Raw genomic sequence first — 24,160 nt, forward strand, 5'->3', positions numbered from 1 at the left:
GTAACAATGGAAGACTTCAGATGCAAACGAAACCTTTCCGCATCGGCACCAGAGGCAGCCCGCTTGCGCTGGCGCAGGCCCATGAAACCCGCCGACGGCTGATGGAAGCACATGGCTTGCCGCAGGAGATGTTCGAAATCGTGGTGCTGTCCACCACGGGCGACCGCATCACCGACCGGGCGCTGGCAGACATCGGCGGCAAGGGCCTGTTCACGCTGGAGCTTGAGCAGCAGCTCACCACCGGCGAGCTGGATTTTGCCGTTCATTCCTCCAAGGACATGCCCACCGCCCTGCCCGACGGTCTGCATATCGCAGCCTATCTGCCAAGGGAGGATATGCGCGATGCCTTTATCGGACGCGAAACTGCAAAGCTCATCGATCTGCCGCACGGGGCGGTGGTGGGCTCGGCATCGCTGCGCAGGCAGGCGCTGATCCGCCGCCTTCGGCCCGATCTTCAGGTCATCACCTATCGTGGTGCGGTGGAAACCCGCTTGCGCAAACTGGCGGAAGGTCAGGTGGATGCCACGCTTCTGGCCGTTGCCGGATTGAAGCGGCTGGGCAAGGAGGCCGTGGTCACGGAATTCCTCGATATGGAAACCTTTCCCCCTGCGCCTGCGCAAGGGGCAATCTGCATAGAATGCCGGATCGGCGATGCCCGGATCAACGACCTGCTTCTCGCCATCAATCACCGCCCGACCTTCGACGCCGTGTCCTGCGAAAGAGCGTTGCTGGCCGCACTGGATGGCTCCTGCCGCACACCGATAGCCGGCTATGCAGTTTCGGATGGCGAGGATATTCGTCTTGCCGCCACGATTCTCACGCCGGATGGGCAGGTTTCCCATTCGCTGCAAATGCAGGGCAAGGTAAGTGCTGCCTTCGAGCTTGGCTGGAAAACCGGTCAGGCGCTCAGGGAAAAGGCCGGGACCGGCTTCTTTGACAGCTGGAGTTAAAGCCTTGAACCTACTGCATAATTCCTTAAATCGGAATCGAAATAAGGTCAAAATTATCCAGTAGAACGGTAGAGGGAAGCGCCATGCGTGTGCTGATAACGCGGACAGAACAGGCAGGCGCGCAAACCGCGGGCAGGCTGGCCGCTGCCGGACATGAGCCTGTGCTTCTGCCTCTGGCGGCACCGCGCTATTTTCCGCAAGCGGCCCTTGCCGCGCTCAGCGCGAGCGCGGCTCGGCAGCAACGGCCTGCCCTTGCGCTGACCAGCACGGAAAGCCTGCGCAGCCTGGCGCTACTGGGAAAGTCCCTGCACCCTTTTCTCGACCATCCGGTCTTTGCCGTTGGCGCCTCCACGGCGCGTGCGGCAAAAGACCTCGGCTTCACCCAGGTTCGCTCCGGCACGAGCGATGGCCAGGCGCTGGCCGGGCTGGTTGCGGCGGAAAGACCCGATCACCTGCTGTATCTGGCGGGCTCACCCCGCGCCAAGGGCTTCGAGCGAGGTCTTCATGCGCTTGGCATTGCCGTGCAAACCATCGAAATCTACGAAATGCAGGATCTTGCCTATTCGCCAGATCAACTCGCTCTGCGGCTTTCGGCAAAGCCTATCGATGCGGTTCTTCTTTATTCCGCCGAAAGCGCCCGCCGGTTCAGGCAATTGCCGCTTGGCGCGCTTGAGAACAGGATTCTTGCCGATACACGCTACCTCTGCCTGAGCAAACAAGTGGCGGGCGCAATGGAACATCTCGCGGTAGAAAGAATTTTCGTTGCGCAGCAGCCTGACGAGGCAAGTCTTCTTTCACTTTTATAGGGCATGGGCAGAACGGGGAGGATTGGTTTCATGCGTATCCGCGACCGCATCACATCCGCAACACGGGCTGAGGGGAATGGGAACACCCATCACGAACGCAAGCCCTCTTCCCTTCACCGGGAGGGCTGATTAGAGTGTTCCCGTGTTCAATCAAAGCACAAAACGAACCTAAATCCTTGGCTTTACGCATTTCCGGGCCAAATCCGGTTTCTCCTTTCTCAGGGTAATGCGCCAGTTCCACCCCACGCACCAGCAAAAGACGAGGTTGCCATGGTCTCCGAAAAGCCCCCCCGCCGCTCCAGAAAGAACGACGAGCCGGTGACGATAGACCTCACGGCAAGCGAGGTTCAAAAGCCGGACGCCCAAAAAACCAGCGAGGAAGGTGCCGCGCAGGCAAGCGTCGAAGGTCATGAGCCTGAGCCCGCAGCCCCGGAAGCCGGGACGCAGGAAGAAAAGCCGGCTACCGAAATGGAGCCTTCCGGGCGCGAGGATGCTGCAACGGCCTCCAGCTTCGGCAGCCCGGACGGCACGCCGCGTCCGGAGGATGCTCCCGACGCTGAGGCGCAAAACCCACCGGACGATAACAATATTCAGCCCCGAACCCGGCCCACTTCGACCAGCGCCCTGCTGGCGGCCGGCATTGCAGGCGGCCTCATTGCCCTGATCGGCGCAGGGGCCGTGCAATATGCGGGCTTGCTGCCCGGCGCATCCGCCCCCCGTGAAGCCGCCGGTAGCGCCGCCCTTTCAGCCGAGGTCCAGTCACTGAAGGCCGAACTTGCCCGTCAGGCTGGCGCGAAGCCCGACCTTTCCTCCGTCGAAGAACGCCTCAAAAGGCTCGAATCCGCGGCCACTCCCGCTGACGTACAGGCCATGAATGACGTGCAGGCAAAAATTGCCGCCGCCAATCAGGCACTGGACAGCCTGCGTTCGGAAACGACCGGCCGCCTGCAAAGCCTGACCCAGAGCCAGACCGACCTTGGCACGCGCATCGAGACGATTGAAACCAAGCTGAACCGCCCCCGCGACGACATCGAGGTGGCGCGCGCCATCGCTGCATCCGCGCTGAAAACCGCAGTGGATCGCGGAGGTCCCTTCCTTGCCGAGATGACGACGTTGAAGGGGATTGTCCCGGAAGAGCCTGCCCTGCCGACGCTTGAAAAATATGCGACGACCGGTGTTGCCTCACGCACGGAACTGCTGCGCCGTTTCGCCGAAAGCGCCGACCATATCCTCGCCGCCATCAACCAGCCCGCCGAAAGCGCCAATATCGCCGAGAGGCTTTGGGCAAGTGCGGCTTCGGTGGTCAAGGTCAGGCCGGTTGGCAATGTCGAAGGCGCCTCGCCCTATGCCATCGTTGCCCGCATTGAAGACAAGATCCGCAACGGCGATCTGAAGGGCGCAGCTTCGGAATGGGAGAGCCTGCCCGAGGCCGGACGCAGCGCCTCAGGGGATTTCAAGAAGCAGTTGGATGAACGGATTGCCGTGGAGGCCGCCGTATCCGATGCCATGGCGCGTGCCGTCAATGGCCGTCAGGGCTGAGGAGACCAATGATGATCCGTCTTGTCGCATTCATTCTTCTCGTTCTGGCCCTGGGCTTCGGTTTTTCCTGGCTTGCCGACCGTCCCGGCCAATTGCAGATCGTCTTTCAGGGCCAGCTCGTGGAAATGAGCCTGACTGCCGCCGCGACATGTCTCGTGGTGCTGATCGCCGTCATCATGATCGGCTGGTGGCTGATACGCACGCTGTGGACATCGCCGCACTCGGTGCGCCGCTATTTTCGCGCCCGCAAGCGTGACCGTGGTTATCAGGCGCTGTCCACCGGCCTCATCGCCGCAGGGGCGGGTAATGCCCAATTGGCGCGACGCATGTCTTCCCGCGCCAAGGGGCTGATCCGTGCCGATCAGGAACCGCTGATTGCCGTTCTGGAAGCCCAGGCCGCAATGATCGAAGGCAAGCATGACGATGCGCGCCGGATTTTCGAACAGATGGCCTCCGATCCCGAAACGCGGGAGCTGGGCCTGCGCGGCCTTTATCTCGAAGCCAACCGCCTTGGCGCACATGAGGCCGCCCGTCACTATGCAGAGAAGGCAGCCGACGCCGCCCCCTATCTCCCCTGGGCCGCAAAGGCGGCGCTTGAATTCCGCTGCCAGGCCGGAGACTGGGATGAAGCGATCCATCTTCTCGACAAGCAGAAGGTGGCAGGCGTCCTGACCCGCGCCGAGGCCGAGCGCCTGAAAGCCGTGCTGCTCACCGCCAAGGCGCAAGCCCAGCTGGAAGGCGATCCGGCTGCGGCGCGCGACAATGCGCTGAGTGCATTGAAACTGGCCAAGGATCTGGTGCCTGCGGCCGTGGTCGCCGCCAAGGCATTGATTCGCGAGGATAATCTGAAGAAGGCCGCCTCCACCCTGGAAGCATCCTGGAAGATTGCGCCCCATCCCGATCTGGCGCAGGTCTATGTCCGTGCCCGCAGTGGCGATGGCGCGACCGACCGTCTCAAGCGCGCCGAGCGGCTGGAAAGCCTGAAGCCGAACAATGTCGAATCGCTGATGATCGTGGCGGAAATGGCGCTCGAAGCACGGGAATTCGCCACCGCGCGGGCCAAGGCCGAAGCTGCCGCCCGGATGCGATCCGGCGAACGGGTTTTCCTGCTGCTGGCCGATATCGAAGATGCCGAAACGGGCGATCAGGCTCGCATCCGCTACTGGATGAACGAAGCCCTGAAAGCCCCTCGCGATCCCGCCTGGATGGCCGACGGTCAGGTATCGGAGAAATGGCTGCCCTTTTCACCCGTTTCGGGCACCCTCGATGCCTTTCAGTGGAAAATCCCCTATGCACAACTGGCCGGTCCGGTGGAGGAGGGACAGGTGTTGAGCGGGGCCGCTTCTCTCACCGATGCCCCGCCCAAGGCGTCGGAGAGACCAGAGCAAGCGGCAGGCAGCCCGTCTGCACCCGAAGCCGTAAAGCCCGTCGCACCGCCGCGCCGCCCCGCCGCAGACCCGCATCCCTTCCATGGCCACGCTCCCGATGATCCGGGCGTAAAGCAGGTGGATTTGCACACTTCGGAAAAAACGCGCCTCAATCTCTTTTGATGGATTTTCCATGCTGGACCGCCTGAACGCCTTTTTCCAGACCCTCACGGCATCGGCCCCCACCCAGGAATTCGATGCCGACGATACGCGCGTGCTGATCGTTGCCCTCTGCTTTCAGGTCATGGAAGCCGACGGGCTTATCAAGGATGCCGAGCGCAACAGCCTGAAAGCCAGTCTCAAACAGCACCTTGCTCTTGATGACCGGAAGCTGAACCAGCTCTTGGAAACGGGCCAGCAGGTGGAAAGCGAGGCTGTGGACTACTACCGCTTCACCTCGGAACTGAAGCGTCGTCTCGATGAACCGCAGCGCCTGCGCCTGATAGAAACCCTATGGGATATTGTCTATGCCGATGGCGAACGCACGGAGATGGAGGACCATATCCTGTGGCGCATTGGCGATCTTCTCGGCGTCTCCGACCGGGACCGGGTTCTCGCGAGGCAGGACGCAGCCCGCCGGGCGGGGACCGCGGTGCAGGAGGATAATTAGAGCGCGTCCTGTGAGCAAAGGTTCGCCGCACGCGCCCTAAGCTTTTGTTTTCCCACATTTCCAGTCGGAAATGCGGCTGCCATCCCTGCTCAGGATGTGGTTTGATCGGCGGAATCGAGGCTGTCGATTTTCCGCAGCTTTGGGAAAGCCATTGCCCAGACCACCGAAACGCAAAGCGTTCCCACGCCGCCGATCACCACGGCGGCAACCGGACCGAAAATATGCGCCATGGTGCCGGCCCTGAATTCACCCAGTTCGTTGGATGCGCCGACGAAAACCGAATTCACCGCATTGACCCGGCCACGCACCTCGTCTGGCGTCCACAGGGCCAGCAATGTCTCGCGCACATAAACGGAAATCATGTCGCCAGCCCCCATCACCGCCAGGGCAAGGGCTGAGACCCACCACACCGTGGACAGGCCGAAGGCCAGCGTTGCAAGCCCGAAAATGGCGACCCCGACGAACATGGTGACGCCAGCCTTGTGCCGGATCGGAAATGTCGCAAGGAAGGTTGCCATGGCAATGGCCCCGATGCCGGGCGCAGAACGCAGAATGCCCAGGCCAAGCGGCCCCATATGCAGGATGTCGGAGGCGTAGATCGGCATCAAGGCCACAGCCCCGCCCAGAAGCACGGCAAAAAGATCGAGGGAAATGGCCCCGAGCACCACGGTTTCCTTCCGGATGAAGCCGAAACCGGCCAGAATATAGGAAAGCGTCTTCGGTTCGCTGACAGTTCGCTGCACGGGCTTTGGCACCAGAAGCACCAGAATGGCCGCCGCCAGCATGAAGGCCAGAGCAACCGAATAGGCCGTCACCGCGCCAACGCCGTAAAGCAGGCCACCGGCCACCGGACCCAAGATCGAGGCGGTTTGCCAGGAGGAGGCATTCCAGGCGAAGGAATTGGCCAGATCCTTTTCGGGAACGAGATTGGGCGCCAGCGACGACACCGCAGGCCCCATGAAGGCCCGCTCGACCCCGATGAAGGTGAGAATGACCAGCACCGGCACCGGCGAAAAGGCATTTTCGATCGTCAGCAGCAAAAGCCCGCCCACGCAGCCCACGGCAACGCCAAGGCAGATGGCCACGATGCGGCGCCGGTTGAAGCGATCGGCGACCGTGCCGGTCACGAGGATCAGCAAAAGCGCGGGCAGGAACTGCACGAGCCCTATCAGGCCAAGATAAAGCGCATTTCCGGTGACTTCGTACATCTGCCAGCCAACGGAAACGCTGACGATCTGCGTGGCAAAGGCCGCCAGAAAGCGCGCAAGGAAAAACTTCGTATAGGCGGGATGACGAAAGGCTGCGAACCGATCATCGGAGCTGGATAAAGACATCTGTGTCACTCGAAGCGTGGAACACTGCAAAACAGACTTCAAAAATCTGCCAATGGGACGATGCGAAAAAAGAGACGACGTTAAACATGACGCATAAATGCCCATGCGCTGGCTCTTGCCCGTTTAGGCACCAATGTCTACATGTCTGTCAACTCGGAATTACGGAGATGTTTATGCTTGCCCTGTTGAAGACGATCGATCTGGCGTTCGACATCTACACCTGGATCCTGATCGCCAGCGCGATTTTCTCCTGGCTTTATGCCTTCAACGTCATCAATTCCAGCAATCGTTTCGTCGGCCAGATCGGCTCGTTTCTCTATAACGTGACCGAGCCGGTGCTTCGCCCGATCCGGCGCTTCATGCCCGATCTTGGCGGCGTTGACATTTCGCCCATCGTGCTTTTGCTCATCATCTTCTTCATTCGCCAGCTGATGTGGACGGCAATCGCCCCTGCCCTGCTGTGAGCAGGCCCTTCCGGCCCTATGACGACCATGTAAGGCTCGCCGTCAGGCTCACGCCCAATGGCGGGCGCGACGCAATAGACGGGGTCGAGACGTCGGCCACGGGCGAAGCCCATCTGAAGATCAGGGTAAGCGACGTGCCGGAAAAGGGCAAGGCCAACAAGGCGCTGATTGCGCTTCTGGCCAAGAAGACCGGCATTGCGAAATCGACGATCAGTCTGGTTTCCGGCGATACCGCCAGACAAAAAATCCTCCGGATCGATGGCGACCCGGAGGATATAATGTCTCGGCTCGAAAATCTTGAGCATTTACGGTGAACAATGGTTCACCGTAAATGCTCCAAATCCATGTTTTACGCATTTCCGGACGCAAAACCGAATGCATTTTTGCTGGAAATGCTAGCCTAAATGTCGCGTCAGGCCTTTTTGGCGCGCTCGATGGATTCCAGGATCAGTTGCTTGGCAACGTCAACATCCTGCCAATCGCCGATCTTGACCCATTTGCCGGGCTCCAGATCCTTGTAATGCTCGAAGAAGTGAGCGATCTGCTTCAGCGTGATTTCAGGAAGGTCGGTGTAGTTCTGGATCTTGTCGTAACGGCGCGTCAGCTTCGGCACCGGAACGGCCAGAATCTTTTCATCCTTGCCGCCATCGTCTTCCATCAGCATCACGCCGATCGGGCGGACATTGATGACGCAGCCCGGCACCAGCGGGCGGGTGTTGCAGATGAGAACGTCGAGCGGATCGCCATCTTCACACAGCGTATGCGGCACGAAGCCGTAATTGCCCGGATAGGTCATCGGCGTGTAGAGGAAGCGGTCCACGATCAACGTGCCGGCATCCTTGTCCATCTCATACTTGATCGGCTGGCCGCCGACCGGCACTTCCACGATGACATTGATATCTTCCGGCGGGTTCTTACCGATCGAGATCGCATCAATACGCATGTCTATCCCCTAGGACGTTTGAAATGGGGATTTTGGTAAAGCGTTTCGCAGCGCAACGCAATAAAGCATTGCCTCAAACCCGGTGAATTGGCCGCGCATCCGCGTCGAAAACCGCAAGAGCTGAGCAATTATGGCCCAAATTGGGTCAATTCCACAAAAAACCCAGCTTTTTCAGCTGTACGCTGTCAAAATCCTCCAGCCCCTCCACCATGTCGCGCCCGCCATTGGAGCGGAAAAAACTGACGGAATTGGCGCAATCCTCCAGGCACCAGACCACCAGCCCCTTGCAGCCCAGACGCTTGAGAAAGCGGCGGCTTTCATGAAACAGCGCATATCCGAGCCCGATGCCCTGATATTCCGGACGCATATAGATCTCGTAGATCTCGCCCTCCTGCGGCAGTCCCCGCGCGCGGTTGAGCCCCATGGTGGCATAACCGGCCACCAGACCGCCCACATCGGCCAGAAGCACCGTTGCAGGCCCGTTGGCCGCCTTGCGCCACCAGTTTTCGTTCCGGCGCTCGATCATCGTCGTCAACGGCTTATGCGGTATCAGGCCGGAATAGGTGTTGATCCAGGCGGCGCGATGCACCTCCGACAGTGATCGCGCATCTTCGGCATTTGCCGCACGAACATCGATGGAAACAGTCTTCATACCGCCACTCTGCTCCGCCGGATCCTGCCCCGTGCAGCATTTGAACTGCCCCGTGACCAATGCCGCTTTCAGCCCCACAGATCGCGAGCTTAATCCTTTCTTAAGGATCTCGACAAGAGTCGGGCAGCAAAACCCACGAAAGAAAAAAGGCGCCGCTCGCAAGAGCCGCGCCTTCCATGCCTCAATGAAGCAATTAGAGCATTTCCAGCAAAAGTGTAGTCGGTTTTGCGTCCGGAAATGCGCTGAAACAAGAAGTTAGAGCATTGCAGGTGAACCCGTGTTCACCGGAAGTGCTCTAATTCCGCTTGTCAGGCCTGCGCGGCGCGGGCCTTTTCGAAGCGCTTGCGGTCGTTCGGGTCCAGATACAGCTTGCGCAGGCGAATGGACTTCGGCGTCACTTCCACCAGTTCGTCATCCTGGATCCAGGACAGCGCCCGCTCCAGCGTGAACTTCACCGGCGGCGTCAGCTTCACGGCATCATCCTTGCCGGCGGCGCGGATGTTGGTGAGCTTTTTGCCCTTGAGAACGTTGACGTCCAGATCGTTGTCGCGGCTATGAATGCCGATGATCATGCCTTCATAGACCTTTTCACCGGGTTCGATAATCATCGGGCCACGGTCTTCGAGGTTGAAGAGGGCATAGGCCACGGCTTCACCGGATTCGTTGGAAAGCAGCACGCCGTTGACGCGACCGCCGATTTCGCCCTTATAGGCCTGGTATTCGTGGAACAGACGGTTCATCACCGCCGTGCCGCGCGTATCCGTCAGCAGTTCGGACTGGTAGCCAATCAGACCACGGGTCGGCGCATAGAAGCGCAGGCGCACGCGATTGCCGCCGGAGGGGCGCAGCTCGACCATTTCAGCCTTGCGCTCGGACATTTTCTGAACGACCACGCCGGAATGCTCTTCATCGACGTCGATGACCACTTCTTCGATCGGCTCGAGAAGCTGGCCAGCCTCGTCCTTGTGCATGACGACGCGCGGACGCGAAACGGCAAGCTCGAAGCCTTCGCGGCGCATGTTTTCGATCAGAACGGCAAGCTGCAATTCACCACGGCCAGACACGAAGAAGGAGTCCTTCTCGGCGCTTTCCTCAATCTTGAGGGCGACATTGCCTTCGGCTTCCTTGAACAGACGGTCGCGGATGACGCGGCTCGTGACCTTGTCGCCTTCCGTGCCAGCCAGCGGGCTGTCATTGACGATGAAAGACATGGTGACGGTCGGCGGGTCGATCGGCTGGGCGGTCATTGCCTCGCTCACCGCCGGATCGCAGAAAGTATCGGCAACCGTGCCCTTGGAAAGACCGGCAATGGCCACGATGTCACCAGCCTGCGCTTCCTCGATCGGCTGACGCTCGATGCCGCGGAAGGCGAGGATCTTGGAAATGCGGCCCTGTTCGATCAGATTGCCATCCTGGCCCAGAACCTTGACGGCCTGGTTCGGCTTGATGGAACCGGAAGCGATACGGCCGGTGATGATGCGGCCCAGGAAGTTGTTGGCTTCCAGGATCGTGCCGATCATGCGGAACGGGCCTTCTTCGACCTTGGGTGCCGGGACATGCTTGACGACGAGGTCGAGAAGCGGCGCCAGACCCTGATCGGTCGGACCTTCCGGATTATGGTTCATCCAGCCGGCGCGGCCCGAACCGTAAAGGATCGGGAAGTCGAGCTGCTCGTCGGTGGCGTCGAGATTGGCGAAAAGATCGAAGACTTCGTTGACCACTTCGTCGGCGCGCGCGTCGGGACGGTCGATCTTGTTGATGGCAACGATCGGGCGAAGACCAACCTTGAGCGCCTTGCCGACCACGAACTTGGTCTGCGGCATCGGGCCTTCGGCGGCATCGACCAGAACGATGGCGCCATCCACCATGGAGAGGATACGCTCGACTTCACCGCCGAAATCGGCGTGGCCGGGGGTATCGACGATGTTGATGCGGGTGTCCTTCCACTCGATCGACGTCGCCTTGGCAAGAATGGTGATGCCGCGCTCTTTTTCGATGTCGTTGCTGTCCATCACGCGCTCGGCAACGCGCTGGTTGTCGCGGAAGGCGCCGGACTGCTTCAGAAGCTCGTCAACGAGCGTCGTTTTTCCATGGTCAACGTGCGCGATGATCGCGATGTTGCGAAGGTTCATAGGTAAATCTCTGAGGTTCTGGCGCGCAAACCATCAGGGATCGAGGAGCACGCCTGTTTCTTTGGGGCGCTCCATAGCTTGTTTTTTGCAAATGCGAAAGGGGCAAAGCGGCAGAGAGCATTTCCAGGAAAAGTGTAGCCACGGTTTTCCGTCCGGAAATGCGCAAAAACAAAAGCTGGAGCGCGTCCGGTGAACCTGTGTTCACCGGACGCGCTCTCGCTGCCGCCCTGCCCCTTCAGGGCCTGATTCACCGGGCTTTTTTCATCGAAACGTCATGAAACGAAGCGCTTCAGGCCGCAAGCCCGCGCTTCTTCAGCATGGCTTCGGGGCTTGGCAGGCGGCCACGGAAGGCCTTGTAGGTTTCTTCCGGGTCCACCGCGCCACCAATCGCATAGACATTGTCCTTGAGCTTCTGCGCCGTTGCCGCATCGAAGGCGTTGCCGGTTTCCTCGAAGGCGGCAAAAGCATCGGCATCCAGCACTTCCGACCACATGTAGGAATAATAGCCCGCCGAATAGCCCTCGCCGGAAAACACATGCTGGAAATGCGGCGTGGCGTGGCGCATGACGATGGAAGACGGCATACCGATCCTTGCCAGCATTTCGGCCTGCACGGCCATCGGGTCCTCCACGCTGTCACGGGTATGGAATTCCATGTCCACCAGAGCGGAGGAGGTGAACTCCACCGTGTTGAACCCCGCATTGAAGGTCTGCGCGGCGAGAACCTTGTCGAGCAGGGCCTGCGGCATGGGCTCGCCGGTTTCGAAATGCACCGCATAGGTTTTCAGAATGTCCGGCACCGTCAGCCAGTGTTCGTAAAGCTGCGAGGGCAGTTCCACGAAATCGCGCGAGACCCCCGTGCCGGAGACGGAAGGATAGGTCACATCCGACAACATTCCGTGCAGAGCGTGGCCGAATTCATGGAACAGCGTGCGCGCGTCATCCAGCGAAAGAAGCGCAGGCTTGCCCTCGGCGGGCCTGGCGAAATTGCAGACATTATAGATGATCGGCAATTCACCTTCGGCGCCATTTTTCAGCTTCAGCTTGTGCTGCGACTGGAAGGAACTCATCCAAGCCCCTGAGCGCTTGGAGGCGCGCGCGAAATAATCGCCGAGGAAGAGGGCCTTCAACGTGCCATCGGCCTCACGAATTTCAAACATCCGCACATCCGGATGATAGCCCTTCACATCCGTGAGCGGCACCGCCTTGATACCGAACAGCTTGCCCGCCACGGCAAAGCAGGCGTCGATGATCTTTTCCAGTTGCAGATAGGGCTTGAGTTCCGCCTCGGAGAAGCTGAAGCGCTCGGCGCGAAGCTTTTCGGCATAATAACGCCAGTCCCAGGGGGCCACCGCGTGGTTCTTGCCCTCTGCCGCAATAAGGCTGGCCAGGTCTTCCTCCTCGCGCCGCGCCTGCACCACGGCCTTTTCCCAGACCTGCATGAGCAAGCCGTTTACCGCTTCCGGCGTCTTGGCCATGGTGTCGTCGAGCTTGTAGGCGGCATAGGTGGAATAGCCGAGAAGCCGCGCCTTTTCGGTGCGCAGCGCCAGCGTTTCCTTGACGATGGCGCGATTGTCGGTCGCGCCGCCATTTTCACCCCGCGCCACCCAGGCCTTGAAGGCGCTTTCGCGCAGGTCACGCCGCTCGGAGAAGGTCAGGAAGGGCTCGATGATCGAGCGGGAAAGCGTCACGGCATATTTGCCCTTCTCGCCACGGGCGTCTGCTGCCGCGAACATCGCATCCTTGAGAAAACCGGGAAGCCCGGCCAGCTCGTCTTCCGCTGAAAGATAAAGCACCCAGCTCTTTTCGTCGGCCAGTACGTTCTGGCCGAAACTGGCGCCAAGGCTTGCCAGCCGCTCATTGATCGCCGCCAGCCGCTGCTGCTGTTCGTGGGCAAGCTTTGCCCCGGATTTTACGAAGCCTTTCCAGTGACGCTCCAGAACGCGCATCTCTTCCAGCGAAAGGCCAAGGCTGTCGCGCTTTTCCCACAGAGCATCGACGCGGGCAAAAAGCGCCGCATTCATGCTGATCTTCGAATAATGGCGCGACATTTTCGGCGCGATCTCACGCTCCAGCGCCTGAATGGCCTCATTGGTATCGGCGCCTGCCTTGTTCCAGAAGAGCGCCGACACCCGCGACAACCCGTCACCGGCAATTTCAAGCGCGATAATGGTGTTTTGGAAATCAGGCGCATCGGCATTTTCGGCGATCGCCTCGATTTCCGCCTCATGCTCGGCAAGCGCCTTGTCGAAGGCGGGCGCGAAATCCCCATCGTCCACGGCGGTAAAATTGGGCAGGCCGTGCGGGCCGGTCCATTCGGTGACAATGGCGAAGGCATTTCTGCTGGATGTCATGGCAAGCATTCCTTGTCTGTGTTCACCCAAGATATAGGTGATGACATTCGCAATTGTCACCCTGCGCTTTTCAGGGCCAGATCAGGGTCCTTCGGCATTTTCCTGTTTCCTTACATCTGTCTCTGGCTTAACGAGGCAGGACAACAATGCTCGTGAAGACAGCGCTGCCATGTCCCCTGCCCGTATGACCGAAGGCCGAACTTCCCTGTTGGGCGCCATGCTGACCATGATCGGCCCGCTTTCCATGGCCATCTACACCCCCGCCATGCCGGAACTGGTTCACGCCTTCGCCTCCACGGATGCGGCGATAAAGCTGTCGCTCTCGCTTTATTTTGCCGGCTTTGCCTGTGCGCAGCTCATTTCCGGCCCGTCATCGGATGCTTTTGGCCGACGAAACGCCACACTGGGCTTTTTGCTGATCTATACGCTGGGAAGCCTGATTTCAGCCTTCGCGCCGAGTGTCGAACTCCTGCTGGCCGGGCGTCTCATCCAGGGCATCGGCGCATCGGTGGGCGTCACCGTGTCGCGGGCCATCGTGCGCGATCAGTTTGCCGGGGGTGAAGCCGCCCGCATTCTCAACATGATCGGCATTATGTTGGCCATCGGCCCTGCCATGGGGCCGACAGTGGGCGGGCTGGCGCTGGTTGCCTTCGGCTGGCAGTCTGTGTTCTTCCTGATGGTCGGCTTCGGCATTTTGAGCTTTCTGGTGGTTGCGCTTCTGATGCAGGAAACCACGCTGCCTGACAGGGCTCTGCTCAGACCCGTCCGGCTGATGGCCGCCTATGCGACATTGATCCGCGATCCACGGGTGTTTTTCGCGGCGCTGGTGCTGGGCGGCAATGTCGGGGCGCTCTATGCCCAATCCACCATGCTGCCCTTCGTGCTGATCAAGACCGTGGGGCTGACGCCCGCGCAATTCGGCCTCGGCATGTTGATGCAGACCGGCTCCTATTTTTCCGGCTCGGTTGCCCTGCGCATGGTCTCAAAACGGCTGGCTCCCGGCGATGCGCTGAAATTCGGCCTCGTGCTGGCCGGGATCGGCGGCGTTGCGATGTTTCTCTCAACCCATCTTCTGAGCCCCACCTATCTGTCCATCATGCTGCCGGTCGGCATCTGCTCTTTCGGCATGGCCTTCATCATTCCGGACATCACCACGGCAGGCCTGACGCCCCATCCACGGCTTGCCGGTTCGGCGTCGGCGCTGCTGGGCTTCGTGCAGATGGGCTGCGGCTTTCTTGGCGGTGTCGCCGCCTCCCTTGTTGGCGATCCGCTGACGGCCTTCGGCATCATCATTCCCGCCATGGAGATCATGGCCGTTGCCGCCTTTTTCGGCTTTCGCCGGGCCTGGGCAAGGGCGGAATGAAAAAGCCGCCGCCGGTTTCCCGGCAGCGGCTTCTTTCAATTGATACCAAGGCGCGAAAATGCGAACGCATCCTCGCCTTGAAGGGATTACTTGCCGAGATTGCGCTTTGCCAGCGTGCGAAGACGCAGGGCATTGAGCTTGATGAAACCTGCGGCATCCTTCTGGTCATAGGCGCCCTGATCGTCCTCGAAGGTGACGAGGGTGTCCGAATAGAGCGACTTCGGCGATTCGCGGCCAATGACCATGACATTGCCCTTGTAGAGCTTCAGCGTCACTTCGCCTTCCACATGCTCCTGGCTCTTGTCGATCATGGCCTGCAACATTTCGCGCTCCGGCGAGAACCAGAAGCCGTAATAGATGAGTTCCGCATAACGCGGCATCAGCTCATCCTTGAGGTGGGCGGCACCCCGGTCGAGCGTGATCGACTCGATGGCGCGGTGGGCGGCAAGCAGGATGGTGCCGCCGGGCGTTTCGTAAACGCCACGGCTCTTCATGCCGACAAAGCGGTTTTCCACGAGGTCGAGACGGCCGATGCCGTTGTCACGGCCATAATCGTTGAGCGCGGCCAGAAGCGTTGCCGGGCTCATGCGCACGCCATTGATGGAAACGGCATCGCCCTTCTCGAAGCCGATCTTGATGACCGTTGCCTTGTCGGGGGCCGCTTCCGGCGAAATCGTGCGCATATGCACGTATTCCGGCGCTTCCTGCGCAGGATCTTCCAGAACCTTGCCCTCGGAGGAGGAGTGCAGCAGGTTGGCATCGACGGAGAAGGGCGCCTCGCCCTTCTTGTCCTTGGCCACCGGGATCTGGTGCTGTTCGGCAAAATTCAAAAGGTCGGTGCGGCTTTTGAACGACCAGTCACGCCAGGGGGCAATGATCTTGATGTCGGGGTTCAGCGCATAGGCCGACATTTCGAAGCGAACCTGGTCATTGCCCTTGCCGGTCGCGCCATGCGCGATGGCGTCGGCGCCGGTCTTCTTCGCGATCTCGATCAGGTGCTTGGAAATCAGCGGGCGGGCAATGGACGTGCCCAGCAGGTAGACACCTTCATACACGGCATTGGCGCGGAACATCGGGAAAACGAAATCGCGCACGAATTCCTCGCGCACGTCTTCGATGAAGATTTCCTTGATGCCCAGCATCTCGGCCTTCTTGCGGGCCGGTTCCAGCTCTTCGCCCTGGCCGAGATCGGCGGTGAAGGTAACAACTTCAGCGCCAAGCTCGGTCTGGAGCCATTTCAGGATGATGGAGGTATCGAGGCCGCCGGAATAGGCGAGAACGACCTTCTTGACGTCTTTCGGAAGTGCCATGGCTTCGTATCCGTAGTTCAGAAGAGGCCACTCGACCGGGCCCCGTGGTTGGCTTTGCAGAACTTGCCTGCGTGAAAATCGCTCGAAACAGAAAACATCTGCAAAGCCCGCTTCGCTTTTAGCCAATATGGCCTGCCTTGCAAGGCTCCCGGCCGCGTCTTTTTATCGGTTGCCTTCCTCTTGTCATGATCGTTCCGCAGTCATCACGCAATGTTACGATTTGACATGAAAGGATCCCGCTCCATATCGCCAACATGGCTTTCCATGCCTGCGCATCCATGCGGGCGATGCATCACCCACTCCACAGCAGAAGGAAGACGACATGGCTGACTTTCATTCCGTGATCGCCAAGGGCAAGGTTGCCGTCATCACAGGGGCGGCCTCAGGCATCGGGCTTGCCGCCGCAAAGGCTTTCGCGGGCCGCGGCATGTGCGTGGTTCTGGCCGATCTTGGCGGCGACAGGCTGGCAAAAGCCGCAAGCGCGGTGGCCGCCCTTTGTGAAAATCCCGATAGCGACATGATGGCCATCGAAACCGATGTCAGCAAGCTGGACGAGATCGAGGCGCTGGAGCGCACGGTCATGCAGCGCTTCGGCCGCGTGCATCTTTTGATGAACAATGCCGGTATCCAGCCGGGCAGCAGCATTTTCGCTCCGCAGGTTGCCTGGGACAATGTGCTTGCCGTCAATCTCATGGGCGTCATCAACGGTACGCGCGTTTTCGGTCCCGACATGATCGCGCACAAGGATCCTGCCATCATCATCAATACCGGCTCCAAGCAGGGCATTACCACCCCGCCCGGCGATCCGGCCTATAATGTGGCCAAGGCTGGTGTGAAGGTCTTCACCGAGGCGCTGCAACATGAATTGCGCAACACCGCCGAATGCAATGTCTCGGCACATCTGCTCATTCCCGGCTTCGTCTTTACCGGCCTGACCGCCAATGGCCGCAGCGAAAAGCCGCAAGCCGCCTGGACGCCGGAACAGACAGTGGATTTCATGCTGCAAAGCCTGGAACGCGGCGATTTCTACATTCTTTGCCCCGATAACGACGTGGACCGGGCCACGGATGAAAAACGCATTGCCTGGGCGGCGGGTGACATCATCGAAAACCGTCCGCCGCTTTCGCGCTGGCATCCCGACCATGCGGACGCCTTCAAGGCCCATCTGACGGCTTGAGCCATTGGCAAGACCCGTGAAAGCCGGTAGGACAACCCACCGGCTTTCCACCCGAGGTCATGTCATGGAATTCCTGCCCAACCTGCCTACGCTTCTCGCCTTTTCCGCCGCCTCCTTCCTGCTGGCGGCAACGCCGGGCCCGGACATGACGCTTTCCATCAGCCGGGCGCTGCGCGATGGGCGCATGGCGGGTCTGGCCGTTCTGCTCGGCACCAATATCGGCATTTCCGTGCATACGCTGCTGGTCGCCTTCGGCGTCTCCGCCCTGATCGTTGCCTCGCCTGCCGCCTTCATGGTGCTGAAAAGCGGCGGCGCCGCCTATCTCGCCTGGCTTGCCTTTCAGGCCGTGCGAAAAGGTTCGAAATTCGTGGCCAAGGCGGAAAGCGGCGAGAAGGGCAGCGTAAAATCCGCCTTCCTGAACGGCATCTGGGTCAATCTTCTCAATCCAAAGGTCATCATCTTCTTCATGACCTTCCTGCCGCAATTCGTCAGCGCGGGCGATCCGCATGTCACGGGCAAGCTGATCTTCCTCGGCTTCTGGTTCATGGTGGTATCGCTGCCGGTGACAATTGCCATCGTTCTCGCGGCAGACAGGCTTTCGGCCTGGCTACAGGCCAATCCCAAGGTGCTGCGCGGCATCGATCTGACCTTTGCCGGCGTGTTTTCGATCTTTGCCGTCAAGATCCTCATGACGCAGTCACGCTGACACACTGGTAATTACCGCAAAGTTCCGCCATATACCCGCTATGACAAGGATAGGGTAAGCGTCATGGGTGCATTGGTCGATTTTGCGAAGATGAACGGACTTGGCAACAAGATCCTCGTCGTCGATATGCGTGGCCGCACCGACCGCGTCACGCCTGAGGCCGCCATTGCGCTGGCCGCCGATCCTGCCACGCATTTCGACCAGATCATGGCGATCCATGATCCGAAGCATTCGGCAACGGATGCCTATATAGACATCATCAATTGCGATGGCACATTGGCGCAGGCCTGCGGCAACGGCACGCGCTGCGTGGTGCAGGCGCTTTCCAGCGAAACCGGCCGCAAGGCTTTCACCTTCCAGACGCTGGCAGGTATTCTGAGTGCTCTTGAACATGAGGACGGCACGATTTCCGTCGATATGGGTGAGCCGGTCTTCGAATGGAACCGCATTCCGCTTTCGGAAGAGTTTCACGACACGAGCCGCATCGAGTTGCAGATCGGCCCGATCGACCAGCCGCTCCTGCATTCGCCCTCCGTCATGTCCATGGGCAATCCCCACGCCGTGTTCTGGGTGGACCGCGACCCGATGGAGTTCGATCTCGAACGCTTCGGTCCGCTGCTGGAAAACCATCCGCTGTTTCCGCAAAAGGCCAATATCACGCTGGCGCATGTCACATCCGAAGGTTCCATGACCACCCGCACCTGGGAGCGTGGCGCGGGGCTGACGCTGGCCTGCGGCTCTGCCGCCTGCGCGGCAGCCGTATCGGGCGCGCGCACCGGCCGGACCGGCCGCAAGGTGAAGATCACTGTCGCGTCCAGCCCCAATCGCGGCGCGTTGACCATCGAGTGGCGCGAGCGTGACAACAAGGTGGTGATGACCGGCCCCGCCGAATGGGAGTGGGCGGGCCATCTCGACCCCGTCACCGGCACCTGGGCGCGGATCGTGGAAGCGGAAAGCGGAGCCGTCCTGCCGTGAGCGCCATCGACGTCATCACCTTCGGCTGTCGTCTCAACACCTATGAATCGGAAGTGATGAAGGCCGAAGCCGCAAAGGCCGGTCTCAACCGCGCCATCCTCGTCAATACCTGCGCCGTGACGGGTGAAGCGGTGCGGCAGGCGCGGCAGGCCATTCGCCGTGCCCGGCGGGAAAACCCTGAAGCCCGCATCATCGTTACCGGCTGCGCCGCCCAGACCGATGCCGCAAGCTTTGCCGCCATGCCGGAAGTGGATGCCGTGCTGGGCAATGAGGAAAAGCTGAAGGCAGAGCATTATCGCGCCCTGCCGGATTTCGGCGTTTCGGCGGAAGAGAAGATCGCCGTCAACGACATCATGAGCGTGACGGAAAGCGCGCCGCAAATGGTCTCCCACATCGACGGCCATGTGCGCGGCTTTCTTCAGGTACAGAACGGCTGCGACCATCGCTGCACCTTCTGCATCATTCCTTACGGGCGTGGCAATTCCCGTTCCGTGCCCATGGGGGCAGTGGTGGAGCAGGCCCGGCGGCTGGTCGAAAACGGCTACCGCGAAGTGGTGCTGACGGGCGTGGACGCCACCAGCTACGGCGCCGACCTGCCGGGCCAGCCCACCCTCGGCCTGCTGGCCAAGACGCTGTTGAAGCAGGTGCCCGAAATCTTGCGTCTCAGACTATCCTCCATCGACAGCATCGAGGCCGATCATCACCTCTTCGACCTCATCGGCGGGGAGCCGCGCTTCATGCCGCATCTGCATGTGTCGCTTCAGCATGGCGACGACATGATCCTCAAGCGGATGAAGCGCCGCCATTCCCATGCGGATGCGCTGGCCTTTGCCGCGCAGGTAAAGCGGCTGCGGCCCGAAATCAGCTTCGGTGCCGACATGATCGCCGGCTTCCCGACGGAAACCGAGGAGATGGCCGAAAATTCGGCACGGCTTGCAGAAGCAATCGGCATTGCCCATCTGCATGTCTTTCCCTATAGCCCACGCCCCGGCACCCCGGCCGCGCGAATGCCGCAACTGGACCGGACCACCATCAAGGCCCGTGCCGCAAGGCTACGCGCCGTGGCCGAACGCCTTCACGCCACCCATCTCGACGGATTGATCGGCACACGGCAAAAGCTGCTGGTGGAGCGCAATGAAATGGCCCATACGGAAGACTTTACGCTGGTTGCCGCCCCCGGTTTTCACCCCGGCACGCTTGTCGAGGTTGAGATTGCCGGTCACAATGGCAGGCACCTGACCTTTGAACCGGCAGTTCACGCCGCCTGAAGCATGTGGCGTCTGAGTGGCCCCGATTGGACGCCAACCCACATGCCGAAAACAGAAGCAAGAGAAGAAAAAGCATGGCGCTCGGTTTCATCAAGAAAGTCTTCACCTTCGGCAAGGACAAGCCAGCCGATGAGGCCAAGCCGCCAGAAACCGCTCTGACGCCGGAAGAACAGGCGGCAATCGCCGCCGAAAGCGAACCGCATGAGCGCGTGGAAGACCTTCCGCTTGCGCAAGATCCGGTTCTGGCGGAGGAAATGGAGACAGCAGGCGGCCCCGTCGATGACATCGCCCCGCAACAGGACGATGCCGACGAGCCGACGGCGCAGGATCTTGGCATGGTGCCGCTGGCGCTTCTGGAGGCTGAGGCCGAGGAAGAGGCCACAGAGGCGCCTGCCCTGCCCAAGGGTTTCGCCACGACCGCCCCCTTGGCGCCAGTGGAGGAAGAGACAGTCCCCGGCCCGAAGCTCAGCTGGTTCCAGCGCCTCAAGGCCGGGCTGTTGCGCACCTCCTCGCAGCTTTCCGGCCAGATTGCCGCGCTTTTCACCAAGCGCAAGCTGGATGAGGAAACGCTGGAAGAGCTGGAAGACCTGCTGATCCGCGCCGATCTTGGCGTGGAAACCGCCATGCGCGTGACCGGCGCCTTGTCTTCCGAGCGCTATGGCAAGGATGTGACGGGAGAAGATGTCACTCGCATCATGGCGGGGGAAATCACCCGTGTTCTGCTGCCTGTCGCAAAGCCGCTGGCGCTCGATCTCAATCACAAGCCGCATGTCATTCTGGTGGTCGGCGTCAATGGCACGGGAAAGACCACGACCATCGGCAAGCTCGCGGCAAAGCTCTCCGGCGCAGGTCTCAAGGTCATGCTGGCGGCAGGCGATACCTTCCGCGCCGCGGCCATCGAGCAGTTGAAGATCTGGGCCGACCGCACCGGCTCCACCTTTATCGGCACCAGGCTTGGGGCCGATGCCGCAGGCCTTGCCTATGACGCCTTCGAAAAGGCAAAGGCCGAGAAATCCGATGTGCTGATTATCGACACCGCAGGCCGGTTGCAGAACAAGACCGAGCTGATGGCGGAGCTTGAGAAGATCGTGCGCGTCCTCGGCAAGCTCGACCCGGAAGCGCCGCACACCGTGTTGCAGACGCTGGATGCCACCACGGGCCAGAACGCCATGCAGCAGGTGGAGATTTTCCGCAATGTCGCAGGCGTCAACGGCCTGGTGATGACCAAACTGGATGGCACGGCGCGCGGCGGTATTCTCGTGGCCATTGCCGCCAAGCACAGGCTGCCGGTCTATTTCATCGGCGTCGGTGAAGGGGTAGACGATCTCGAACCCTTCGAGGCAGAGGATTTCGCCCGCGCCATTGCCGGCATCGGTGGGTAGCGCAGCGAAAACCGGGCGGAATTTCTGCATGTCCTGGAAACACCAGAAGAAGAAGAATGGCATGAACACGCAACATCAAGCCCCATCACCCAATAGCGCCGAACAGCATCACCCCCTGCTGAAGCTGGCGCTTGAGCTTGGACCGCTGCTCGTCTTCTTCTTCGGCAATCTGCGCGGTGAATGGCTGGCGCGGACTTTCCCCGTGCTTTCCAGCATCGGCAGCCCGCTGCTGATTGCAACAGCACTGTTCATGGTCGCCACCATTGTCGCGCTGGTCATTTCCCGCATCGTTTTCAAGCATTTGCCGCTCATGCCCTTTGTGTCCGGCGTCGTGGTGCTGGTGTTCGGCTCGTTGTCCCTCTGGCTGCATGACGATACCTTCATCAAGATGAAGCCAACCATCGTCAACACATTGTTCGGCACCGTGCTGCTGGGCGGCCTGTTCTTCGGCAAATCACTGCTCGGTTATGTCTTCAACGCCGCGTTTCAGCTCGATGACGAGGGCTGGCGCAAGCTCACCCTGCGCTGGGGCATATTCTTCCTGTTTCTCGCCGTGCTGAACGAAGTGGTCTGGCGCAATTTTTCCGATGCCGTCTGGGTGAATTTCAAGGTTTGGGGCACCATGCCCATCACCATTCTCTTCACGCTGGCGCAAATGCCGCTGGTCATGAAACATTCCCTGCCGGACGAGAGGACAACCGAAAACGACAAGCGGCCATGAGCACGCAAGCCCGGACCGGCACCCGTTTCTGGCTCAGCGTCGCCGCGCTGTTGCTACTGGTGCAAATCGTCGGCGAAGCGATGATGGGGCGGGTGTGGCTCTGCACCTGCGGCAGCGTCAAACTCTTCGAACCCGTCGTGAACAGTGCCGGAAACTCCCAGCATATCGCCGATTGGTACACGCCCTCCCACATCATCCACGGATTTCTGTTCTTCGCCCTCGGATGGGTTTTCCTGCGCAAAAAACCACTCGCTCCACGAATGGCGCTTGCCGTCTTCATCGAGGCTTTCTGGGAACTTCTGGAAAACTCTCCCGTCATTATCGATCGTTACCGCGCCACCACCATGGCCGTTGGTTATGAGGGCGACAGCATTCTCAATTCCGGCATGGATACCGTTTTCATGGCCGCAGGTTTTCTGTTTGCCGCCCGCGCGCCGGTCTGGCTGACGATCGCGATTGCGCTATGTTTCGAATTATTGACCGGCTATCTCATCCGCGACAACCTGACGCTAAACGTGCTGATGCTGGTCTGGCCCGTGGAGGCGGTGAGGAACTGGCAGGCTGGCGGATGACCATGAAGGCGATTTCGGGAGCCCTGCGCGGCACACCTGAGGCGCATCGGAGGAATGGATGAGTATCAGCATGATCGCCCTGCTATTGGTGGCGGGATTTCTATCAGGCGCCATCAATGCGGTGGCTGGCGGCGGCACCTTCTTGACCTTCGGCGCGTTGACGCTGGCAGGCCTGCCGCCCATTTCCGCCAATGCCACCTCGTCCATCGTACAGTTTCCCGGCTATATCACGTCAACGCTCGCCTATTGGCAGGAGATCCGCCGTTCATGGAAAAGTGCCGTGGCGCTGGTGGTGGTTTCCATAATGGGCGGCGCCATGGGGGCACTGACACTTCTCGCCCTTGATAATCCCTCTTTTCGGGCTCTGGTGCCGTGGCTTTTGGCGGGCGCCACCACGCTGTTTGCACTCGGCCCCCTGCTCAAGCCGAAAGTCGGGTCGGAGCAGCCGGTCATCACGCCCAAGGGTATTGCGGGCCAATTCTTCACCGCGCTTTATGGCGGCTTTTTCGGCGCGGGCATGGGCATCATGATGCTGGCGGTCCTGGGTCTGGCGGCGGGCGGAAGCTACCATCACCTCAATGCGCTGAAGAACCTTCTGGCCATCGTCATCGCCGCGATTGCCATCATCATCTTCGTGGGCGGCGGCATCATCGCCTGGACGCAAGCCGCCATCATGCTGCCAGCCGTGGCGCTCGGCGGCTATGCAGGCGTGTGGATGGCCCGGCGCGTACCACAAACCGCCATGCGGCTTGTGGTGATTGCGGTTGGTGCGGCACTGACGGCGTATTACTTTTTGACCGGCTGAGGAAGCAGGTCGGGGCGGCGCTCGCGCGTCAAGGCTAGGGCCTGTTGCTCGCGCCATGCCTCGATGGCGGCGTGGTTTCCGGAGGTCAGAATGGCCGGAATTTCGCGGCCCTCGAAAAGCTGCGGGCGCGTATAATGCGGATGCTCCAGCAAACCGCCCTCAAAACTTTCATGCAGGCCGGAAAGATCATTGCCCATCACACCGGGCAGAATGCGCACAACCGCATCCAGCAGCGTCAACGCGGCAGGCTCGCCACCGGAGAGAATGTAATCGCCGATGGAAACCTCTTCGAGCGCCCGCGCCTCGATCACCCGCTGGTCCACGCCTTCGAAACGGCCGCAGACCACGACGACGCCTTCGCCTGCGGCAAGTTCCCTGACACGCGCCTGCGTCAAAGGTCTGCCACGCGGGCTCATCAACAGGCGAGGCCGGACATCATCGGCAACCGAATCGATGGCACGCGCCAGAACGTCGGGCTTCAGCACCATGCCCGCCCCGCCACCTGCCGGTGTATCATCGACGCTGCGATGTTTATCAGCGGCAAAATCGCGTATCTGGACAGTCTCGATGGCCCACTGGCCGCGCTCAAGCGCTCTCCCCGCCAGCGAATGGCCAAGATGGCCCGGAAACATGTCCGGGTAGAGGGTCAGAATGGTCGCCTTGAATGTCAT

The 24,160-nt window shown here is 60.5% G+C and carries 23 protein-coding genes; 16 read left to right on the plus strand and 7 right to left on the minus strand.

The features are described from left to right. The first annotated feature begins 20 nt into the window (after positions 1-20). The 5 genes from hemC to T424_RS0106330 all read left to right on the plus strand — a co-directional run bounded on the left by hemC (position 21) and on the right by T424_RS0106330 (position 5,332). The gene (hemC, locus tag T424_RS0106310) at positions 21-950 is read left to right on the plus strand and encodes a hydroxymethylbilane synthase (protein WP_027486981.1); all 930 of its coding nucleotides are present in this window, start codon (positions 21-23) and stop codon (positions 948-950) included. An 83-nt stretch (positions 951-1,033) separates the two neighbouring features. Next, positions 1,034-1,756 carry a uroporphyrinogen-III synthase gene (locus T424_RS0106315; RefSeq protein ID WP_027486982.1) on the plus strand — a complete coding sequence of 241 codons (723 nt, stop codon included), beginning with the start codon at positions 1,034-1,036 and terminating at the stop codon, positions 1,754-1,756. A gap of 270 nt (positions 1,757-2,026) precedes the next feature. After that, complete coding sequence (locus T424_RS0106320; protein WP_027486983.1) at positions 2,027-3,295, plus strand: mitofilin family membrane protein; 1,269 nt, start codon at positions 2,027-2,029, stop codon at positions 3,293-3,295. Between the two features lie 11 nt (positions 3,296-3,306). Next, on the plus strand, positions 3,307-4,845 hold the full coding sequence (locus tag T424_RS0106325) for a heme biosynthesis protein HemY (RefSeq protein ID WP_027486984.1): 1,539 nt from the start codon (positions 3,307-3,309) through the stop codon (positions 4,843-4,845). Positions 4,846-4,855: 10 nt separating this feature from the next. Continuing rightward, a complete protein-coding gene (locus T424_RS0106330; RefSeq protein WP_027486985.1) occupies positions 4,856-5,332 on the plus strand; it encodes a tellurite resistance TerB family protein in 477 nt (158 codons plus the stop codon). Positions 5,333-5,421: 89 nt separating this feature from the next. Here T424_RS0106330 and T424_RS0106335 read toward each other — a convergent pair whose 3' ends face one another. Then, positions 5,422-6,666, minus strand: a complete 1,245-nt coding sequence (locus T424_RS0106335) for an MFS transporter (RefSeq protein ID WP_027486986.1) — start codon at positions 6,664-6,666, stop codon at positions 5,422-5,424. A gap of 173 nt (positions 6,667-6,839) precedes the next feature. On the opposite strand from T424_RS0106335, the gene T424_RS0106340 reads away from it, so the two are divergent. Further along, positions 6,840-7,130, plus strand: coding sequence for a YggT family protein (locus tag T424_RS0106340; RefSeq protein ID WP_027486987.1), 291 nt, complete (start codon positions 6,840-6,842; stop codon positions 7,128-7,130). Beyond that, positions 7,127-7,444, plus strand: a complete 318-nt coding sequence (locus tag T424_RS0106345) for a DUF167 domain-containing protein (RefSeq protein ID WP_027486988.1) — start codon at positions 7,127-7,129, stop codon at positions 7,442-7,444. The genes T424_RS0106340 and T424_RS0106345 overlap by 4 nt, the downstream gene beginning before the upstream one ends. A 98-nt stretch (positions 7,445-7,542) precedes the next feature. Here the strand turns inward: T424_RS0106345 and ppa are convergent, their stop codons facing one another. The 4 genes from ppa to T424_RS0106370 form a co-directional block, all read right to left on the minus strand. Next, positions 7,543-8,073, minus strand: coding sequence for an inorganic diphosphatase (gene ppa / locus T424_RS0106350; protein WP_027486989.1), 531 nt, complete (start codon positions 8,071-8,073; stop codon positions 7,543-7,545). A 145-nt stretch (positions 8,074-8,218) separates the two neighbouring features. Continuing rightward, the gene (locus tag T424_RS0106355; RefSeq protein ID WP_027486990.1) at positions 8,219-8,725 is read right to left on the minus strand and encodes a GNAT family N-acetyltransferase; all 507 of its coding nucleotides are present in this window, start codon (positions 8,723-8,725) and stop codon (positions 8,219-8,221) included. A gap of 308 nt (positions 8,726-9,033) precedes the next feature. Next, positions 9,034-10,857 carry a translational GTPase TypA gene (typA, locus tag T424_RS0106360; RefSeq protein ID WP_027486991.1) on the minus strand — a complete coding sequence of 608 codons (1,824 nt, stop codon included), beginning with the start codon at positions 10,855-10,857 and terminating at the stop codon, positions 9,034-9,036. A gap of 289 nt (positions 10,858-11,146) precedes the next feature. Next, complete coding sequence (locus T424_RS0106370) at positions 11,147-13,210, minus strand: M3 family metallopeptidase (protein WP_027486992.1); 2,064 nt, start codon at positions 13,208-13,210, stop codon at positions 11,147-11,149. Between the two features lie 169 nt (positions 13,211-13,379). Between T424_RS0106370 and T424_RS0106375 the strand changes: the two genes are divergently transcribed. Then, a complete protein-coding gene (locus tag T424_RS0106375; RefSeq protein WP_027486993.1) occupies positions 13,380-14,573 on the plus strand; it encodes a multidrug effflux MFS transporter in 1,194 nt (397 codons plus the stop codon). Positions 14,574-14,659: 86 nt separating this feature from the next. On the opposite strand, the gene T424_RS0106380 is transcribed toward T424_RS0106375, so the two are convergent. Next, entirely contained in the window at positions 14,660-15,883 is a 1,224-nt protein-coding gene (locus tag T424_RS0106380) for an argininosuccinate synthase (protein ID WP_027486994.1), read from the minus strand. Between the two features lie 322 nt (positions 15,884-16,205). Between T424_RS0106380 and T424_RS0106385 the strand changes: the two genes are divergently transcribed. The 8 genes from T424_RS0106385 to T424_RS0106420 all read left to right on the plus strand — a co-directional run bounded on the left by T424_RS0106385 (position 16,206) and on the right by T424_RS0106420 (position 23,489). Continuing rightward, on the plus strand, positions 16,206-17,060 hold the full coding sequence (locus tag T424_RS0106385; protein WP_027486995.1) for an SDR family NAD(P)-dependent oxidoreductase: 855 nt from the start codon (positions 16,206-16,208) through the stop codon (positions 17,058-17,060). A gap of 64 nt (positions 17,061-17,124) precedes the next feature. Beyond that, a complete protein-coding gene (locus tag T424_RS0106390) occupies positions 17,125-17,766 on the plus strand; it encodes a LysE family translocator (protein WP_027486996.1) in 642 nt (213 codons plus the stop codon). Between the two features lie 63 nt (positions 17,767-17,829). After that, positions 17,830-18,741 carry a diaminopimelate epimerase gene (gene dapF / locus T424_RS0106395; protein WP_027486997.1) on the plus strand — a complete coding sequence of 304 codons (912 nt, stop codon included), beginning with the start codon at positions 17,830-17,832 and terminating at the stop codon, positions 18,739-18,741. Then, positions 18,738-20,009 carry a tRNA (N(6)-L-threonylcarbamoyladenosine(37)-C(2))-methylthiotransferase MtaB gene (mtaB, locus tag T424_RS0106400; protein WP_027486998.1) on the plus strand — a complete coding sequence of 424 codons (1,272 nt, stop codon included), beginning with the start codon at positions 18,738-18,740 and terminating at the stop codon, positions 20,007-20,009. The genes dapF and mtaB overlap by 4 nt, the downstream gene beginning before the upstream one ends. 74 nt (positions 20,010-20,083) lie before the next feature. After that, positions 20,084-21,391 (plus strand): signal recognition particle-docking protein FtsY, encoded by a 1,308-nt coding sequence (ftsY, locus tag T424_RS0106405; protein ID WP_027486999.1) that lies wholly within the window; start codon positions 20,084-20,086, stop codon positions 21,389-21,391. Positions 21,392-21,452: 61 nt separating this feature from the next. After that, on the plus strand, positions 21,453-22,112 hold the full coding sequence (locus T424_RS0106410) for a septation protein A (RefSeq protein ID WP_027487000.1): 660 nt from the start codon (positions 21,453-21,455) through the stop codon (positions 22,110-22,112). Beyond that, entirely contained in the window at positions 22,109-22,684 is a 576-nt protein-coding gene (locus T424_RS0106415; protein WP_027487001.1) for a DUF2585 domain-containing protein, read from the plus strand. The genes T424_RS0106410 and T424_RS0106415 overlap by 4 nt, the downstream gene beginning before the upstream one ends. 58 nt (positions 22,685-22,742) lie before the next feature. Next, positions 22,743-23,489, plus strand: a complete 747-nt coding sequence (locus T424_RS0106420) for a sulfite exporter TauE/SafE family protein (protein WP_027487002.1) — start codon at positions 22,743-22,745, stop codon at positions 23,487-23,489. On the opposite strand, the gene trmD is transcribed toward T424_RS0106420, so the two are convergent. After that, positions 23,471-24,160, minus strand: a complete 690-nt coding sequence (gene trmD, locus T424_RS0106425) for a tRNA (guanosine(37)-N1)-methyltransferase TrmD (RefSeq protein WP_027487003.1) — start codon at positions 24,158-24,160, stop codon at positions 23,471-23,473. The two genes, T424_RS0106420 and trmD, sit on opposite strands and share 19 nt — an antisense overlap.

The sequence above is a fragment of the Allorhizobium undicola ORS 992 = ATCC 700741 genome (assembly GCF_000621665.1).
Classification (GTDB): Bacteria; Pseudomonadota; Alphaproteobacteria; order Rhizobiales; family Rhizobiaceae; genus Allorhizobium; species Allorhizobium undicola.

Bases quoted from the DNA above. Each gene is read 5' to 3' on its own strand.
- trmD (WP_027487003.1), bottom strand. From the start codon at position 24,160: ATGACATTCAAGGCGACCATTCTGACCCTCTACCCGGACATGTTTCCG.
- T424_RS0106340 (WP_027486987.1), top strand. From the start codon at position 6,840: ATGCTTGCCCTGTTGAAGACGATCGATCTGGCGTTCGACATCTACACC.
- T424_RS0106355 (WP_027486990.1), bottom strand. From the start codon at position 8,725: ATGAAGACTGTTTCCATCGATGTTCGTGCGGCAAATGCCGAAGATGCG.
- T424_RS0106320 (WP_027486983.1), top strand. From the start codon at position 2,027: ATGGTCTCCGAAAAGCCCCCCCGCCGCTCCAGAAAGAACGACGAGCCG.
- typA (WP_027486991.1), bottom strand. From the start codon at position 10,857: ATGAACCTTCGCAACATCGCGATCATCGCGCACGTTGACCATGGAAAA.
- T424_RS0106410 (WP_027487000.1), top strand. From the start codon at position 21,453: ATGAACACGCAACATCAAGCCCCATCACCCAATAGCGCCGAACAGCAT.
- ftsY (WP_027486999.1), top strand. From the start codon at position 20,084: ATGGCGCTCGGTTTCATCAAGAAAGTCTTCACCTTCGGCAAGGACAAG.
- T424_RS0106375 (WP_027486993.1), top strand. From the start codon at position 13,380: ATGTCCCCTGCCCGTATGACCGAAGGCCGAACTTCCCTGTTGGGCGCC.
- T424_RS0106415 (WP_027487001.1), top strand. From the start codon at position 22,109: ATGAGCACGCAAGCCCGGACCGGCACCCGTTTCTGGCTCAGCGTCGCC.
- T424_RS0106325 (WP_027486984.1), top strand. From the start codon at position 3,307: ATGATCCGTCTTGTCGCATTCATTCTTCTCGTTCTGGCCCTGGGCTTC.
- T424_RS0106390 (WP_027486996.1), top strand. From the start codon at position 17,125: ATGGAATTCCTGCCCAACCTGCCTACGCTTCTCGCCTTTTCCGCCGCC.
- T424_RS0106315 (WP_027486982.1), top strand. From the start codon at position 1,034: ATGCGTGTGCTGATAACGCGGACAGAACAGGCAGGCGCGCAAACCGCG.
- ppa (WP_027486989.1), bottom strand. From the start codon at position 8,073: ATGCGTATTGATGCGATCTCGATCGGTAAGAACCCGCCGGAAGATATC.
- T424_RS0106380 (WP_027486994.1), bottom strand. From the start codon at position 15,883: ATGGCACTTCCGAAAGACGTCAAGAAGGTCGTTCTCGCCTATTCCGGC.
- T424_RS0106330 (WP_027486985.1), top strand. From the start codon at position 4,856: ATGCTGGACCGCCTGAACGCCTTTTTCCAGACCCTCACGGCATCGGCC.
- T424_RS0106335 (WP_027486986.1), bottom strand. From the start codon at position 6,666: ATGTCTTTATCCAGCTCCGATGATCGGTTCGCAGCCTTTCGTCATCCC.
- T424_RS0106370 (WP_027486992.1), bottom strand. From the start codon at position 13,210: ATGACATCCAGCAGAAATGCCTTCGCCATTGTCACCGAATGGACCGGC.
- T424_RS0106420 (WP_027487002.1), top strand. From the start codon at position 22,743: ATGAGTATCAGCATGATCGCCCTGCTATTGGTGGCGGGATTTCTATCA.
- hemC (WP_027486981.1), top strand. From the start codon at position 21: ATGCAAACGAAACCTTTCCGCATCGGCACCAGAGGCAGCCCGCTTGCG.
- dapF (WP_027486997.1), top strand. From the start codon at position 17,830: ATGGGTGCATTGGTCGATTTTGCGAAGATGAACGGACTTGGCAACAAG.
- T424_RS0106385 (WP_027486995.1), top strand. From the start codon at position 16,206: ATGGCTGACTTTCATTCCGTGATCGCCAAGGGCAAGGTTGCCGTCATC.